At 63.3% G+C, this 15,558-nt stretch carries 14 protein-coding genes; 8 read left to right on the top strand and 6 right to left on the bottom strand.

The genetic code is table 11. The annotated features are described in order from the left end of the window. Positions 1-6 precede the first annotated feature (6 nt). From A3M3_RS0105215 to A3M3_RS23845, 8 genes are all read left to right on the top strand, one after another. Entirely contained in the window at positions 7-969 is a 963-nt protein-coding gene (locus tag A3M3_RS0105215; RefSeq protein WP_028265464.1) for a carbohydrate ABC transporter permease, read from the top strand. A gap of 214 nt (positions 970-1,183) precedes the next feature. After that, on the top strand, positions 1,184-1,939 hold the full coding sequence (locus A3M3_RS0105220; RefSeq protein ID WP_231497316.1) for a carbohydrate ABC transporter permease: 756 nt from the start codon (positions 1,184-1,186) through the stop codon (positions 1,937-1,939). 5 nt (positions 1,940-1,944) lie between these two features. After that, positions 1,945-3,027, top strand: a complete 1,083-nt coding sequence (locus A3M3_RS0105225) for a glycoside hydrolase family 130 protein (protein ID WP_028265466.1) — start codon at positions 1,945-1,947, stop codon at positions 3,025-3,027. A gap of 73 nt (positions 3,028-3,100) precedes the next feature. After that, on the top strand, positions 3,101-5,185 hold the full coding sequence (locus A3M3_RS23835) for a hypothetical protein (RefSeq protein WP_051422939.1): 2,085 nt from the start codon (positions 3,101-3,103) through the stop codon (positions 5,183-5,185). Positions 5,186-5,209: 24 nt separating this feature from the next. After that, the gene (locus tag A3M3_RS0105235; RefSeq protein ID WP_028265467.1) at positions 5,210-6,289 is read left to right on the top strand and encodes a family 43 glycosylhydrolase; all 1,080 of its coding nucleotides are present in this window, start codon (positions 5,210-5,212) and stop codon (positions 6,287-6,289) included. Between the two features lie 46 nt (positions 6,290-6,335). Continuing rightward, positions 6,336-8,915 (top strand): glycoside hydrolase family 2 protein, encoded by a 2,580-nt coding sequence (locus tag A3M3_RS23840; protein WP_197023125.1) that lies wholly within the window; start codon positions 6,336-6,338, stop codon positions 8,913-8,915. After that, on the top strand, positions 8,912-9,799 hold the full coding sequence (locus tag A3M3_RS0105245; RefSeq protein WP_028265468.1) for an N-acetylglucosamine kinase: 888 nt from the start codon (positions 8,912-8,914) through the stop codon (positions 9,797-9,799). The genes A3M3_RS23840 and A3M3_RS0105245 overlap by 4 nt, the downstream gene beginning before the upstream one ends. A 140-nt stretch (positions 9,800-9,939) precedes the next feature. After that, on the top strand, positions 9,940-10,149 hold the full coding sequence (locus A3M3_RS23845; RefSeq protein ID WP_035741377.1) for a hypothetical protein: 210 nt from the start codon (positions 9,940-9,942) through the stop codon (positions 10,147-10,149). Between the two features lie 76 nt (positions 10,150-10,225). On the opposite strand, the gene A3M3_RS0105255 is transcribed toward A3M3_RS23845, so the two are convergent. Genes A3M3_RS0105255 through A3M3_RS26855 form a run of 6 tightly spaced genes read right to left on the bottom strand, consistent with a single transcriptional unit; the run spans position 10,226 to position 15,489 of the window. Then, complete coding sequence (locus A3M3_RS0105255; protein ID WP_028265469.1) at positions 10,226-10,669, bottom strand: hypothetical protein; 444 nt, start codon at positions 10,667-10,669, stop codon at positions 10,226-10,228. 14 nt (positions 10,670-10,683) lie between these two features. Then, a complete protein-coding gene (locus A3M3_RS0105260; protein ID WP_051422941.1) occupies positions 10,684-11,670 on the bottom strand; it encodes a D-alanine--D-alanine ligase family protein in 987 nt (328 codons plus the stop codon). Next, positions 11,667-12,785, bottom strand: coding sequence for an alanine racemase (gene alr, locus A3M3_RS0105265; RefSeq protein WP_035741379.1), 1,119 nt, complete (start codon positions 12,783-12,785; stop codon positions 11,667-11,669). Before alr ends, A3M3_RS0105260 begins: the two co-directional genes overlap by 4 nt. Continuing rightward, complete coding sequence (locus A3M3_RS23850; RefSeq protein WP_051422942.1) at positions 12,782-14,131, bottom strand: acyltransferase family protein; 1,350 nt, start codon at positions 14,129-14,131, stop codon at positions 12,782-12,784. Before A3M3_RS23850 ends, alr begins: the two co-directional genes overlap by 4 nt. Continuing rightward, positions 14,128-14,802, bottom strand: coding sequence for a hypothetical protein (locus tag A3M3_RS23855; protein WP_028265472.1), 675 nt, complete (start codon positions 14,800-14,802; stop codon positions 14,128-14,130). The genes A3M3_RS23850 and A3M3_RS23855 overlap by 4 nt, the downstream gene beginning before the upstream one ends. A gap of 51 nt (positions 14,803-14,853) precedes the next feature. Further along, entirely contained in the window at positions 14,854-15,489 is a 636-nt protein-coding gene (locus A3M3_RS26855; RefSeq protein ID WP_197023127.1) for a M15 family metallopeptidase, read from the bottom strand. Between the last annotated feature and the right edge of the window lie 69 nt (positions 15,490-15,558).

The raw sequence follows: 15,558 nt of genomic DNA on the forward strand, positions 1-15,558 counted from the left end.
ATCCCCATGTCACTTCGCTCAGTCGGGGGTCCCCGGACGGGAGACACTGCCGGGCGGGCCGTGGACCACCGGCAGGCGCCCAGGAAACGCAAGAACTTCCTGGGCCGCCAGCCTCTGGGAGTGCTGTTCAGCGCCCCCTATGTCATCTACGTCCTTGCAGTGCTGGCCTATCCACTGGGCTACGCCGTCTACATCTCCTTCCATCAGTTCTTCTTCACTGCACCAGGAGTCCAGGTTGACCGGCCCTTCGTGGGGCTGGACAACTACGTCACCGTCCTGTCCGATCCTGAAGTGCAGCGTTCCTTTGCCAACATCGGGATCTTCCTGGTCATCAATGTGCCGCTGACCGTGGGGCTGTCCCTGGTCCTGGCGAACGCGCTGAACCGCGTGACGAGGCTCAAGACCTTCTTCCGGGTCGCCTACTACGTCCCGTACGTCACGGCGAGCGTCGCCGTCGTCGGGGTCTGGCTGTTCCTGTTCCAGCAGAACGGGCTGGTCAACGCGCTGCTGGGGCCGCTGGCCCCGAACCCCTCGTGGTTGACGAACTCCTGGCTGGCGATGCCGACGGTGGCGCTCTACGTGACCTGGAAGCAGCTGGGGTTCTTCATCCTGCTCTACCTGGCCGCACTGCAGAACATCCCGGACGAGCTCTACGAGTCCGCTTCGGTGGACGGCGGGAGCAAATGGGTCCAGTTCTGGAACATCACTGTTCCCGGAGTGCGCTCAGCCAGCGTGCTGGTGACGCTGCTGGCAACCATCACTGGAGCGAACCTGTTCACCGAGCCCTATCTTCTCACCGGCGGTGGCGGACCGGACGGAGCCTCGACGTCGCCGGTTTTCCTGATGTACCAGAAGGGAATCCTGCAAGGGAATCCGGATGTTGCAGCCGCGCTGGGGGTGGTGCTCGTGATCGGCGTGCTGCTGATCACCTTGATCCAAAAACGCCTCGTCGGCGGGAAGGAGGACTGACGTGTCGATCTTCAATAGGGCCACTCTCAAGAACGACGACGACGATCGCCGGCCGGGTGCCGGCGCTTCCGAAGCGGCGACCTCCGGGTCCGCCGGTTCCGGCTCCGCGGCCTCCCGCAAAGGCAGTTCCGTGGCGAAGCGCAAGAACCTGGGCGTGGGCAGCTTCTTGCTGCTGGCGCTGGGAGCCTTTGTGTTCCTCTTCCCCTTCTACTACATGTTCATCGGCTCGCTCCAAACCAACCCGGATACTTCCGTGGGCGGAGCCTTCCCTAGTCCGGCCAACATCACCGGCGAGAATTACAGCAACATCAACAACTCGATCGACCTGCTGAAGGGCCTGGTCAATTCGGGGATCTTCACCGGCGGCGTCATCTTGTTCACGGTGGTATTCGGGCTCCTGGTGGGCTATGCGCTCGCTCAGATGCAATTCCGTGGCAAAGGACTGGTGTTCGGGATGATGCTGCTGGTGCAGATGATCCCGTTCCAGCTGCTGCTCATCCCGCTGTACGTCATGATTGTCCGGGACTACGGGCTCGCGGATACGTACCTGGGCATGATCCTGCCGTTCGCGATCAATTCCACCGCAGTGTTTGTCTTCCGTCAGTACTTCATGCAGCTGCCATCCACCTTGTTCGAGGCCGCACGCATCGACGGAGCCAGCGAGCTGAGGATCCTGTGGCAGATCGCGATCCCCCTGGTCCGGCCCGCCATTGTCACTGCCGTTCTGTTGACCTTCATCGGTCCGTGGAATGAGTTCCTGTGGCCGTTCCTCGTCACCAAGGACCAGGCCATCCAGCCGCTCGCCGTCTCCCTCGCGAACTACATCTCGAACATTGCCGCCACGGCATCAAACCCGTTCGGCGCAATCCTTGCCGGTGCCTGCGTTCTCGCGGCCCCCGCCGTCGCGCTGTTCATCTTCTTCCAGCGCCAATTCATCTCCACCAATATCGGATCAAGCGTAAAGGGCTAACCCCTATGACTTCCTCAACGTCTGCACTCCCCACCGTCCCGTTCACCCTGACCCGCGCCGGAGTCATCATGACGCCGGAAGCCGGGAACGAGTTCGAAGCCGAAGGCGTCCTCAACCCGGCCAGCGGCCGTGGGCCCGACGGCGAGCTGTACCTCCTGCCGCGCCTCGTCGCGAAGGGGAATGTCTCCCGCGTTGGACTCGCCAAAGTGATCATCGGTGACGACGGCGTCCCGTCCGGCGTCGAACGCCAGGGCGTTGTCCTGGCCCCTGACGAAGGGTGGGAACGGGGCATCAACAACGCTGGAACCGAAGATCCCCGCATTACCTGGGTGCCGTCCCTGGGCCGCCACCTGATGACCTATGTCGCCTACGGACCCCTTGGCCCCCGTCTCGCCTTCGCCCACTCCGAAGACCTGCGCACCTGGAATCGCCTGGGGCCTTGCCATTTCGAGTACCAAGCAGACTTGTCCATGGACTTGAACTTGTTCGCCAACAAGGATGCGGTGTTCTTCCCGGAGCCGGTCAACGATCCCGACGGCGTCCCCTCCTACGCTTTGCTGCACCGCCCCATGTGGGACCTGGGTTGGATCCGCGAGGGCGAAGGCGAGCACTTGCCGGCCGGCCTCGATGACAACCGCCCGGGGATCTGGATTTCCTACGTCGCCGTGGCCGACGTCGAGAAGGACATCCGCAACCTGGTCCACCTGCGCAAGCACAAGGTGGTTGCCCTGAGCGAGTTCCCCTTCGAAGCACTCAAGATTGGTGGCGGACCCGCACCGATCCGCATCGACGAAGGCTGGCTCTTGATCTACCACGGCGTCACAGGGTCCATGGAGAAGTCCGCCTTCGACCACCAGCAGAACGTCAACTACACCGCCGCGGCGATGATCCTGGATGCTGAGGATCCTTCGATCGTGATCGCGCGCAGCGACAAGCCCCTGCTGGCCCCCGAAACAGAAGACGAGGTCTCGGGCATCGTCCCCAACGTCGTTTTCCCCACGGCAATAGAGAAGATCGGCGATCAGTTATTCGTCTTCTATGGCATGGCCGACTCGAAGATCGGCGTGGCACGCCTGGACCGCGCGTAGGGCGGACCGCGCCCCAAGGCACCACCCCGCCCCAGCAGTCCAGCCCTTCTTCCATGCCCCCTAGGAGTTAGACATGACACCTCCCCTAGTTTATGCACGGCTGAAATCCGCCCCGGTCGCAGTTGTTGCCACCTTGTCGATGCTCCTGGCCGGGGCTGGGGTGGCCTCGGCGGCGCAGCCGGTTCCGGCCGCTGCGTCGCAGGCGCCGGCCTCGGCGTCGCAGGCACCGTTGACCAATCTGTCCCACCTGAATTTCCTGCTGGACACGGTTCCCCTGAACGCCGTGGATGGCCACACGACCTACCAGATCGCTGAACACCCCGCGGCGCAGGCGCCGTGGACGTACGCCAACAAGAACGCCGACGGCAGCTACACGCGGGTAGGAGGAGGTTCCAAGGACGCAACCACGGGTTACTGGAGCCAAGGGGCCTTCAACGCGGACGACATCGCCCGCACCGCCGTCGTCTACTTGCGCCATTGGCAGCAGACCGGCGACGCGTCGAGCCGCGCCCATGCCTTCGACGTGCTGCGCGAGCTGACGTACCTGCAGACGTCTTCCGGTCCCAATGCCGGCAACGTGGTGTTGTGGCAGCAAGCCGATGGCACCCTGACGCCGAGTGCCAAGCCGGTGGAACTTCCTGACCCCAGCGATTCGGCCGAGTCCTACTGGCTGGCCCGGACCGTGTGGGCCCTAGGCGAAGGATATGCGGCGTTCAAGTCCGCCGATCCCCAGTTTGCCGCGTTCCTGCAGACCAGGATGGACCTCGCCGTCGCGTCCGTCAACAAGCAGTCCCTCTCGAAGTACGGAAAGTACGACGTTGCCGACGGCACCAAGGTCCCTGCCTGGCTGATCACCGGAGGGGCGGACGCCTCCGCGGAAGCCGTGCTCGGACTCTCCGCCTATTCGAAGGCCGCGCCCGACGACGGCGCTGCCGCCACCGCGCTGGGCAAGCTCACCGAGGGCATCGCCGCGATGTCCTCGGGATCGGTCCAGCAGTGGCCGTTCGGCGCGATTCTTCCGTCGACCCAGACCCAGACCCTGTGGCATGCATGGGGCGGAATGGCTGCAGCCGCCGTCGCGACCGCGTCCCCGTTGCTGCATCGCCCTGAGCTGTTGACCGCCGCTGTGAAGGACTCCGCCCAATTCACTCCGCAGCTCCTCGCCGCGGGAGGACCGGACAACGCCTGGAGCCCGACCCCCGGTGAGGCACAGATAGCCTACGGCGTGGACTCGCGGGTTGAAGGACTCGTGGCGACCGCAAAAGCCGCGAACGCTCCCGGACTACTCGACGTCGCGGCGGTTGCCGCAGGCTGGTACTTCGGTGCCAACCGCAGCGGAAAGCCCGCCTACAACGCGGCAACAGGCACCGCTATTGACGGCATCGAAACCGACGGCCGTGTCAACCCCAACTCCGGGGCGGAATCCACCATCCACACGTTGTTGTCCATGCTCGCTTTGGACGCCAATCCGGAGCTCAAGGCCAAGGCCTTGGGGATCTCTAGCACCGTGGGGACGGACGGACTCAAGGTAGCCGAAGCCGAAGCCGGAACCATCACCGGCGGCGCAGTCGTCAAGCCAGCCTCCGCATGGACCGGTGAGGCGAATTGGTCCGGCGGTGCATACGTCGCCCTCAACGCGGGCGGCACCGTGAAGATCCCGGTCCCGGCCGCGGGCCAGGCACGTAATGCGTACCCGATCGTGAACCAGCGCTCCGAAGCCGCCGGAACGACGTCGTGGACTGCCGGGAGCACTTTCCTCGGTAACACGCCCAATGGCGGGGCAGGGGAACAAGGCATCACGGCAACTCCCGGCAAGCTCTTCCCGTTCTCCCTTGACCGGGCTCTGCCGGCCGGCCAGGACAACGTGACCGCCAAGGCCGGAAGCGACGTATCGATCGACGGTGTGCTGCTGCAGCCGCAGATTTCCTCGGTTTCCGTCTCCGGCTCAGGAGGCCAATCAACCCTGTACATCAGCGCGGCTCCGGGAAGCACGGATCGAAAAGTGGACATGCCCCAAGGGTTCCATTTGAGCCAGCAGGCCTTCGATGCTTCCGGGCAGCCCGTCGCGCCAGGTCCCGACCAGAACGGGGCAGACCATTCCGGCCGCGTCACCGTAGCCCCGGGTGGGTTCACCTGGGTGACCCTGGTCCACAACTGACACTTATCACCACAGGAAGAACCCATGCAGAAAATCACCACGGAAGCCCTGCTCCACAGTTACGAGGGAGCGCTCACGTTCAGCAATCCGCTGACCGACACCATTTCCACCGACCAGTTTTCCGCCGCGTATCCCGAGCACCCGGAATGGGCTGTTGGTCCGTTCCGCAAGGACGATTCCCTGACGTTCCGGCAAGTCCAGGACTGGGCCGATCCGACCGGCATCGGCTGGACGGCGGATTCGATCTTCAACCCCTCGGTCATGGAACGCGACGGCAAGCTCTACCTCTTCTACCGCGCATCCCCGCGCAAGGAATCGGTCTCGAGCCGTATCGGCGTTGCCGTCTACGATCCCGAAACCGGCTGGCAGGACAACCCCTCCAACCCGGTGATCTACCCCACCCAGGACAATGAGATCCTTGGCTGCGAAGATCCCAAGGTGTACCAGGCCGATGGCCGCTATTACATGTTCTACAACGGGATCTGGACGATCGACCGCAGCGAGGAGCAGGCTGGCCAGGACCCGGATGTCTATCCCCTGGGCGACGTCGGCTGCGACATCAATGTCGCCGTATCCGACGACCTGATCCATTGGGAAAAGCTCGGCCTGGCCGTCCCCTACGAGGTCTCGCGGTTCTGGGCCAAGGGGGCCGTCATCCCCCGGAACGCCCAGGGCGACGCCGTCAAGATCGGCGGCCACTACCTGATGTACCTGTCCGAGGGCTGCGGCGGAACCACCCACGTGGGCCGGTCCACCGACATGGTGAACTGGACGTTCGAGCCACAGGAGTACCTGGACCTAGGGCCGCTGGGCGGCTCACTGCACGAAGTGGCCTGCGCCATCGTCGACGACGGCGGCAGCACCGAGAGCGACGGCGGCAAGCTGGTGCTGGACTTCTTCTACGGCGACGCAGACGGCCAGTTTTCCGCCGCACAGGCGCTGTATGACGTGAACGAACCGTTCACCCAGAAGGCGATGCACCGAGGAGGCTCTCTGGCTTGGGGCGGGCTCCTGAAGTTCGGTGGAACCTGGATGTTCGCCCAAGGCTGGGATGCTCCCGCGGGATCGCGGGAAATGTACTTCTACCGCGCAGACCACAGCTAGCCACATGATTGAAACGAGCAACCTCGCCAAGGGATGGACGTTGAGAATGACAGCTCCAGCCCCGGACGCACCGTCCGGGGCCATGGGCTGGAGGCTTGCAGCGCCCGTTCCGTCGGTTGTGCACACGGTTCTCATTGACCACGGACACCTCCCCGACCCGTATGTGGGGCAAAACGAGGAATCCCAGCATTGGGTGGGCCGGAGCGAATGGGAATACTCCACAACCTTCGACCACGACGGCAATGATGACCGGCGGACAGAGCTCGTCTTCCACGGCTTGGACACCATCGCCGTCATCCGGGTCAACGGGCAAGACCTCGCGCACACCCACAACCAACACCGCAGCTACGTCGTGGACGTCACTGACGTCGTCAGGCCGGGCGCCAATGACTTGGCAATGACCTTCAAGAACGTGCGCGACTATGCCGAACAAATCCGGGCATCCATGGGGGAACTACCCAACGGCAATCCGGAGCCGTTCCAGTACGTGCGCAAATCGGCGTGCAATTTCGGCTGGGATTGGGGCCCTAACCTGGTGACGGCCGGACCGTGGAAACCCGTGGACATCAGGCGATATGAGACGGCGCGGCTGCAGTCAGTGCGCCCATCCGTCACTACCACCGTTGCACCCGGGGCTGGTTTCGACCACGGACGAGGGCGCGGACCGGGAGAACTCCCCACCAACGGACATGCCCATGTGGAGGTGGATGTCGAGGTCCTGCGGGCGCCGGGCGCTTCAGGCGAACTCGGACTCACAGTAGCCCTTTTGGGCAAAACCGAATCACTCACCCTGCCGCAAGGCTCCCACAAAGCCCGGGTCGTCATCGATCTCGAGGACGTTGAATTGTGGTGGCCGCACGATATGGGTGCCCAGCCGCTTTCCCTGCTAACGGTGACGCTGGACGCCGGGGGTCACGACCTTGACGTGTGGTCCAAGAGCATCGGATTTCGGCAATTCGAGCTCAAGACCGAACGGGACGAAACCGGAACCAGCTTTGTCTTTGCCGTCAATGGAACCGACATCTTCGTGAAGGGCGCCAACTGGATCCCCGACGATTGCTTCCCGTCCCGCATCAGCGACCGCCAGCTCCGGCAGCGCCTCTCGCAAGCCACTGCGGCGAACATGAACCTCCTCCGCGTTTGGGGTGGCGGAGTATATGAGTCGGATACTTTCTATGAGCTGTGTGACCGCATGGGCATCCTCGTCTGGCAGGACTTCCTCTTTGCTTGCGCCGGATACCCCGAGGACGGACCCCTCTACGAGGAAGTCGCCGCTGAGGTCCGGGACAATGTGGCACGGCTCATGAACCACCCGAGCCTGGTGCTTTGGAATGGAAACAATGAATGCGTTTGGGGATTCTGGGATTGGGATTGGAAGCCCCGGCTTGACGGCCGAAACTGGGGATGGCGCTACTATTCCGAGCTCTTGCCTGCACTCGTTGCGGAGTTGGATCCCACCCGTCCTTACTGGAACGGCAGCCCCTACTCCGGGGATCCCGGATTGCACCCCAACGATCCAAGTCACGGGAACACACATATCTGGGATGTCTGGAACCAAAAAGACTATTCACACTACGCAGAGTGGAATGCACGATTCGTTTCCGAGTTCGGGTTCCAAGGTCCCCCCAACTGGTCAACCCTCACGAGCGTCCTGGAGCCGGCGGACCTGGACCTCGAATCTTCGGCCTTCCTCCAGCACCAAAAAGCCGAAGACGGTACCGGAAAGCTGCAGAGAGGACTGGCCGCGCACCTTCCCGATCCAGCGAATTTCCAGGAGTGGCACTTTCTCACCCAGGTAAACCAAGCCCGCGCTATCCGATTCGGCATCGAGCACTTTCGTACCGGGTGGCCCGTTTGCGCGGGATCGATCGTCTGGCAACTCAACGACTGCTGGCCCGTCACCTCCTGGGCCGCTATTGACGGACACGGTCAGCTCAAACCGCTGTGGTATGCAATCCGGGAGGCCTACCGGCCCCGGCTGGCGACCATACAGCGCCGCGGCGACCGGCTCGCCGTCGTTCTGGTCAACGATTCCGCAGAAGCCTGGAGCGGGACCATCACGGTGGAACGCCTCAGCACAACCGCTCCCCCGGCGGCCGGCCCGCAGGGCACCCGGCAGGAGGCGTCGCATCAGTTCGCCTTCGACGTAGCGCCCAGGGACAAGACCGAAATAGGCCTCCCCGCCGAGGTGCGCGAGACTGAGCACCCCTTGAGCGATGTCCTTGTGGCACGGGGCGAAGGACTCGGGCACGGGGACCGGATCCTCTACTTCTACGCCGAGGACAAAGACCGCATCAAGGAACCGGCGCGGGTCATGGCCCGGGCGTCGGAAGTACCCGGCGGGATTGAAGTAACTGTCACTGCCGAGACCATCGTGCGCGAGCTGGTCCTGCAAGCAGACCGGCTTGACCCGGAGGCGACAGTCTCCGAGCAATGCGTTTCGCTGCTGCCCGGGGAAAGCCACACCTTCCGTGTCGCATCCGTCGTGGGTGGTACAGGCGCCGATGGACTCGATGCCTGGTGGCAGTATCCGGTGCTTCAAGGGATTGGAATCCACGCCGGAAGTATCTTGCCGCCCACCGAATATTCACAAACGATCTCTACGAAGGAAGGAACACACCAGTGACACACCCAGGCGTCGCCGGCGCGGTCATAGGCTTGGACATCGGAGGCTCGAAGACACGCGGCATCACATGGCTGGACGGAACCGCCGTTGCCGATACTTCCGGCGGTAGCGCCAATGTGCAGAACGTGAGCCGCGACCAAGCCCGCATCAACCTGGAGGGCGTGTTCGCCAGCCTCAACCGCGGCCCCGTTGCACGCGTGGTAGTTGGTTCCGGAGGGATTGACACCGCCGAAGACGCGAACGCCCTGACCGAATTGATCCAGCCATTGGCCCCCGACGCCGTCGTCTCGGTTGTCCATGACACGCGCCTTCTTCTCGCGGCCGCTGGATACAGCACCGGAATCGCCGTCATTGCGGGCACTGGATCCGCCGCCTGGGGCACCAACGGCAAGGACGAAGCGCGTGCCGGCGGCTGGGGCTACTTGCTGGGTGATGAGGGTAGCGGCTACTGGTTTGCTCGTGAAGCTGTGAGGTACAGCCTGGACCGGATGAACCATGGGCTCCGCGCCGACGAACTGACGAAAGCCCTTGTGAAGGCTTGCGGACTTTCCGGCCCGGAGGGTTTGATTGCCCTTTTCCACAGCGGCGCCGGACGCGGATTCTGGGCTTCCAAATCGCCCGTCGTCTTTGAGTGCGCAGCCTCCGGGCATGCGGCCTCGCTGGACATGATTCTCCAGGCAGGCGCCGATCTGGCGTCGTTGGCGGCAAAATGTGCCGAGCAACTGAAGATCGACGGGCCGATCGTGCTTGGCGGCGGGCTGGGCGTGAACCAGCCCACACTGCAGACGGCCATGCGAATCGCCCTATGCTCCCGAGGTCTCGGCACTTTGCAGGTCCTCACCCAGGACCCGGTCTTCGGCGCATTGCATCTTGCATCCAACTAGCACGGGGCGGCTGTGATGAGACTCACTAGCAATAAACGCCATCTTGGCTTGAGCCGTCTACGCCTCACTGTGCACTATGGAAAGGCTTTCGCATTGGCGCGATAGCCGACATCCGGATTCATGAATGGAAGCACTGAACAATGACGTTTGAAACTGCCGACTCCGTAACCCTCAAGATTTGGGACCGCTCAACCACCCACCACACGCTGGACGCGCTGGTGCATGACTTCTCACTGCGCCACAACACCTCCAAGGCCAGCATCGCGGTGACCTGCAGCGGCCCGAACACCTTCACCGTCAGCCTGGACAGCGCGGCCAAGGCAACCGCCTTCGACGCACACTCCCTGTAACAGCGCCCTTTCGGACGCAAACGCGACGACGACGGCGGGAGTCACCTCCCGCCGTCGTTCGCTGTCCGGTGGGCAGTCAGACGCGCCGTGTGAGGCCCGGAACCGCGAAAAGCCGTCGACCCCACGCCCCGGCCAAAGCTCCAGGCAACGCTGTTGCCACGACGACTGCAGACCACATCGTGAGGTTGTCCTGCTGGAAATAGACATCGAAACCGCGATATGTGCTGGCTGAGTAGCCGACGGCGAGGCAGGCCTTGAGCACGTAGTACACGGTCAACCCCGACAGTCCTGTGGCCAGAATGGCGAGGAGGTTGGCAACTACTGACCGTGAGGCCAGCGCGGCGATGCCCAGTACTAGTGCCCACGGCCACCATTCGTCGGCTAGTGAGGCCCATTCGCTGGGACCTACTGCTCGGAGAAGGATGCATAGGGCTCCGAATACCGAGCCGAACAAGAGGCCTATAAGTGGCGCCAACACGAGGCCACCGCGGCTGGCGGTCCGTTGCTGTAAAGAGTTCATTTGAGGAACCTCCCTCAGGCAGGAATACGAGCTGCTGATACCAATTCGTTGAGCAGCCGCGCGAGTTGCCATCCGCCCGCAGCGGCCATTTGCGGCACTTGGGAGTGATGGGACATCCCCGGCGCCGTGTTGACTTCATTGAGGATGACGCCGTCGTCCGTGACGAAGAAGTCCATCCTTGCGATGCCCCAGCATCCCAGGGCCCGGTACATCCGTTCTGCTGCGCCGCTAAGTTCACGGCTGATGGTTGTTGGGATCTCGGCGGGAACGGTGAACCGTGCGGTGCCGTCGTATTTCGTGGATGTGTCGAACAGCCCCTCGGTGTGAATTTCCAGCGGAGGCAAGACCACTAGACGGCCGGTTCCGTCGTCAAAGAGTGCGACGTCGATCTCCCGCCCATGGACCAATGGCTCTACCAGGACTCTCGAGGACAAAGCCCTGGCTTCGGATAGTGCCCGGCTCATCTCTTTTTCGTCCCGGACCAGGCTGACTCCATGGGACGATCCTGCCGTAACCGGTTTGACGACCGCCGGATGCACCATCGCCAATGGACCATGGTCCGGTCCTAACAACACAGATGCTACGGTCGCGACGTCGGCGGTGGCCGCAAGCTGTTTGGTGATCCATTTGTCCATGGCAGCTGCTGAGGCCGCTAGGGGCGAAGCGGCCAATCGGAGTCCTGCCAGCGCGCAAAGTCCCGCGACCGCCCCGTCCTCACCCGGAGCGCCGTGCAAGGTGGGATACACGACCGCGGGGGCGGGCGCCGACGCTGCTTCGGCCAGGAAAGCCGCGGCTCCTGCGGCCGCCCCGGGTACTTGAAGCGGGTGTAGTACAGGGTCTTTCGCGGGCGAATGGCTGGTCCATTCGCCGTCGGGCTGTATCGTCCAGTGGCGGACGTCGTGCCCTGCTGCTTTCAAGGTAGTGCTGATGGTAGCGGCTGAGGCCAGGGATACAACGTGCTCAGGGCTTGTTCCCCCGCCAAGGACGAAAACGGTGGTCACGCGGATTCCTCCTGTCCGGTTGCAGCGACACGGTGGAGCCGCCGCCCCAATCCCGTGATGATCCGATGTGCCGAGGTGTTGCCCCATTGGGCCCACTGCTGCACGGTCGGTTCTCCGGGGTTGAGGCCCATGATGATCGCTTCAGTGCCGGGCGCTGCCGCCCATTCGCCGGTTTCGACGACGATCTGGTCCATGTTCACCCGACCAAGGATGCGGCAGGCACGGCCATCGATCACGACGTGTGCCTCACGGTCGAGGACTTGGGGGATTCCGTCCGCGTAGCCAAGGCCCAGGACGCTGACGAACCCAGCCTTCTGCGTTATGCCGCTGCCGCCGTATCCCACCGGGCTTCCTTCGCTGACTGCGCGAGTGTGCACCACGGGACATGTCAGACGGGCGACGGGGTTCAGCTCGGTGGAACCGGACGGATCGATGCCGACCAGACCGGCACCGATGCGCACCAGCTCGTAGTGGCTCCTCGGGTCGGTAAGCGTCGCCGAGGTGCTGGCCACATGGCGGACTTCGAAGGCGAGGCCTGCCTTCCGGGCCATCTTGTGTGCGACGTCGAATGAGCGCAGGCCGGCGTCGTTGGCCGAGGGCTCTGCAGCGTCGGCATTGGGAAGGTGGCCCATGAGGCCGGCTACCCGGAAGATCTTCTCCTTTTCGCCGGCCGCGGCCCAGTGCATGGCGTCGTGCCAGTCGTAGGCAGGGAGACCGCCGCGGGTCATTCCGGTGTCCAAGTGCAGGTGGATCCTCAGTTTTCCGCGGCCGCGGCGGAGGGCCTGGATGAGGTGTTCGAGGGACCCGATGGCGATATCCACGTCAGCGGCCTCTGCTGTTTCGACGTCAAGGCCGGCTGGATGCAGCCATGCCAAGATCGGGACGCTGAATCCCGCCCGGCGCAATCGTGACGCTTCTACCACGTCTGTGGTGCCCAGCCATGTGCACCCTGCGTTGAGTGCTGCCCCGGCTACGTGTTCGGCGCCGAGCCCATACCCGTCGGCTTTCACCACGGCCATTATCTCGGCATGGCAGAGTGAACGAACGCGGGCTATGTTGGCCTCAATTCCTGAGGTGATAGTGGCTAGTGTCGGGCCGGTATATGGGGCGGTCATGGTGTTCCTCGTTTGACGTCTGTTGGAGTGAGGTGTTGCTGTTGCTGTTGGAGTCGTTCCTGCAGCGGCGAGTGGGAGGGCGAGATTGCGAGCGCCCAGATGCTTCCAATACAGAGGGAAGCAAACAGAGCGAGAGCGGTTCCCGTCTGAAACGGTCGAAGTCTCTGCCGGATCGATTGGGCCGGGGCGGGTATGGCGCTGCAATGGAGGACGGGTTTCTCCACCAATTCCCAGGACAGATGAGCCACCCCGGCCGACAGCCCCAGGATGAGGATTGCGGCGATGGTGCGAAGCTCGGGCGCCACCAGCGGCATGATCAACACAAGTAGCGGCCAGTGCCATAGGTAGAGTCCGTACGAACGCTGCCCGAGCCACCCAAAGGCCGAGGACGTCCCCCGGACAAGGTAGCGCCCTGATCGAGGAATTCGCTCCGCTCCGGGGTTCCGGGGCTGTTGTCCCGGAACGGTGCAAGCCAGCACCAGCACGCATGTCGCCGTTACCACCACCACGAGCCCTCCAAGGTATGGGAAAGGGGCCGTCCCCTCCATCGTCAGGCAGAAGAACGCGAGCACCACAACGGCGGCAAAGACAAGGGCCTTGCGTGCCCAGGGACGGAGCCAGCCACGTCTTCCCGGCCACAGTGCAAGGGCAGATCCGGCCAATAGACCGAAAGCATGGGTATCGGTTCCCAGATAGGCTCGGCCGCTGGGGTCGCCCGCGAAACCTTGTACTCCCATCGCGGTTGCCGAGGCAACCGCCATCGCGATCGCCGCCCACGCCAGGAAACGCCGCCGGGCATCCGTGCTTTGCCTGAGTCGAACTGAGCATTTGCCGAGCAAACACCATCCGGCCCCGAATACCAGTGGCCAGAACAAATAGAACTGCTCCTCCACCGCCAGCGACCACAGGTGCGTCAACAGTGGCGGATCGGCCTGTGCAAAGTAGCGTTCCTCTGCGCCGATCTGAAACCAGTTGCTAGTGAAGGTCAAAGCGGTCAGCCACTGCTGCCGCATGCCTGCCTGCGGCCCACCGGGCACAACTAAGGACAGCACGGTGACCGTCGGAAGTAACAAGACGAGGGCGGGCAACAGCCTGCGAAGTCGGCGCGACCAGAATCTGCGCACAAGCAGTGAACCGTCAATAGTGAGCGAACTGACCAGCACACCGGTGATGAGGTAGCCGGAGAGCACGAAGAACAAGTCCACGCCGAGAAAACCGCCCGGAAACACGGTGGGAAATGCATGGAACAGCAACACAGCAGTCACGGCGGCACCCCGCAGAACGTCCAGGCCCTTGTTGCGGGTAGCCACGGACGGGGTGGAAACATCGGGCGGTAGGAGCGTCACTGCGCCGCGGCCTGCTGGATCGCTTCACTGACGGTCCGGGCGAAGACCTGAGCCCCTTTCGGCCCGGGGTGGATCCCGTCCGCCGCGAAGTCGCTGACAGAGGAGGCAACAGCATCCCAGTCAGCTAACACCACACGGCCCGGATGCTGCCCGGCTACTTGGCGGATGGAAGCGATGCTGTCCGGGATCCACTCCTTGTTGCCGTGCGGCGTGACCAACACCAACTTATGATCGTCACCCAGCGTACTCAAGACCGCGGACCAGACCGTGCTCGAAGGTGAACCATTGGCGCCCAGAGCGACAACGACGATGTTCCCGAGCTTTCCTTCTTTCTTGAGCTGGGAAAGCTCGTCGGGAAGGTCGCGGAACTGACGCCCCACACTAGCTTCGATGTCGGCCTTTGGCAGCACTTGGGCTAAGGCGTCGGCAGCAGCGACAGTGACGGAATCCCCCAGCATCGTGACCCGCTCCGAGCTTCGGACCACAGAGCCACTAACAGGGGACGTATCGCCGGAAAGGCGGGAAGCTGAAGAGGAAGTATCGTGTGAACCGGACCCGCTCTTCCAGATGACCAAGCCGAGGCCGGCTATGGCCAAAACAACCAGAACCACGGTCAGGACCATGAATTGCGGGGGGCGGGTGCGAGGCGAGGGTTGTGAGGTGTCAGTCACCGTTCGGCTTCTTCCTGGTATCGATTCGGCCCAAGAGGTGGTAGGGCAGGACTATCCGGCGGCGTTCACCAGAGGGGCCGGGCAGGCGCTGGCGCCTGCGGGTCGAAGCTCGAAGTGCCAAATTTCGTTGGCGTACGTCTGGCACAGTCCCAGTTCGCCGCTATGGCGGTTCACATAGTCCGCGGCGTTGGTGGGCCCGATGTCCACAGCTTCGCCAGTGACGTGCTTCGACTTCTGCGGCGTGCTGACCCACTTTGCCGCTTCTTCGCGTGACCCGTACTTTGCTATTCCGGCGTCCAACAGTTCCTGCTGATAGCTGGGAGAACGCCATCCGGAGGTAAGCCAGAATTGTTCATGGCCCGCGCTTTTCGCGGCAAGCGCGGCCCGCTGAACCGCCGCCCTCAGCTCGGGTTTGAGGCCCCGCACCGCAGGATGGTTGTTATCCAGCGGATCGATCTGACCATCGCGAAGACGTATGTCATCCTGGGCGGAGAATGGCTGGCTGGCTGGTTTCGGTGAGACGTCTATGGGGGACGCGCCAGATGTCGGCGACACGTATACATGGCCGGCAAACGGGGTGGCACAACCCGCTATGGCTCCGAGTCCAATCAGCGGTAGGACGAGAGCCAGGACAGACAAAACCCAAGGGAAACGGCGGCCGACGCCTTCGGGGACGGATGTCTTCATGGAGACCATGAAATCGGGTGGGACGTTAATCCAGCGTAAAAGCCTGCACCATGAGCCCGGGTGCAGTCG

Origin of the sequence: Arthrobacter sp. MA-N2, assembly GCF_000517125.1 — a bacterium.
In the GTDB taxonomy this organism is placed as follows: domain Bacteria; phylum Actinomycetota; class Actinomycetes; order Actinomycetales; family Micrococcaceae; genus Arthrobacter; species Arthrobacter methylotrophus.

Excerpts from the sequence above, each read along its gene's own strand:
- A3M3_RS0105215 (WP_028265464.1), top strand. The coding sequence starts at position 7 with ATGTCACTTCGCTCAGTCGGGGGTCCCCGGACGGGAGACACTGCCGGG.
- A3M3_RS0105220 (WP_231497316.1), top strand. The coding sequence starts at position 1,184 with ATGTTCATCGGCTCGCTCCAAACCAACCCGGATACTTCCGTGGGCGGA.
- A3M3_RS0105225 (WP_028265466.1), top strand. The coding sequence starts at position 1,945 with ATGACTTCCTCAACGTCTGCACTCCCCACCGTCCCGTTCACCCTGACC.
- A3M3_RS23835 (WP_051422939.1), top strand. The coding sequence starts at position 3,101 with ATGACACCTCCCCTAGTTTATGCACGGCTGAAATCCGCCCCGGTCGCA.
- A3M3_RS0105235 (WP_028265467.1), top strand. The coding sequence starts at position 5,210 with ATGCAGAAAATCACCACGGAAGCCCTGCTCCACAGTTACGAGGGAGCG.
- A3M3_RS23840 (WP_197023125.1), top strand. The coding sequence starts at position 6,336 with ATGACAGCTCCAGCCCCGGACGCACCGTCCGGGGCCATGGGCTGGAGG.
- A3M3_RS23845 (WP_035741377.1), top strand. The coding sequence starts at position 9,940 with ATGACGTTTGAAACTGCCGACTCCGTAACCCTCAAGATTTGGGACCGC.
- A3M3_RS0105255 (WP_028265469.1), bottom strand. The coding sequence starts at position 10,669 with ATGAACTCTTTACAGCAACGGACCGCCAGCCGCGGTGGCCTCGTGTTG.
- alr (WP_035741379.1), bottom strand. The coding sequence starts at position 12,785 with ATGACCGCCCCATATACCGGCCCGACACTAGCCACTATCACCTCAGGA.
- A3M3_RS26855 (WP_197023127.1), bottom strand. The coding sequence starts at position 15,489 with ATGAAGACATCCGTCCCCGAAGGCGTCGGCCGCCGTTTCCCTTGGGTT.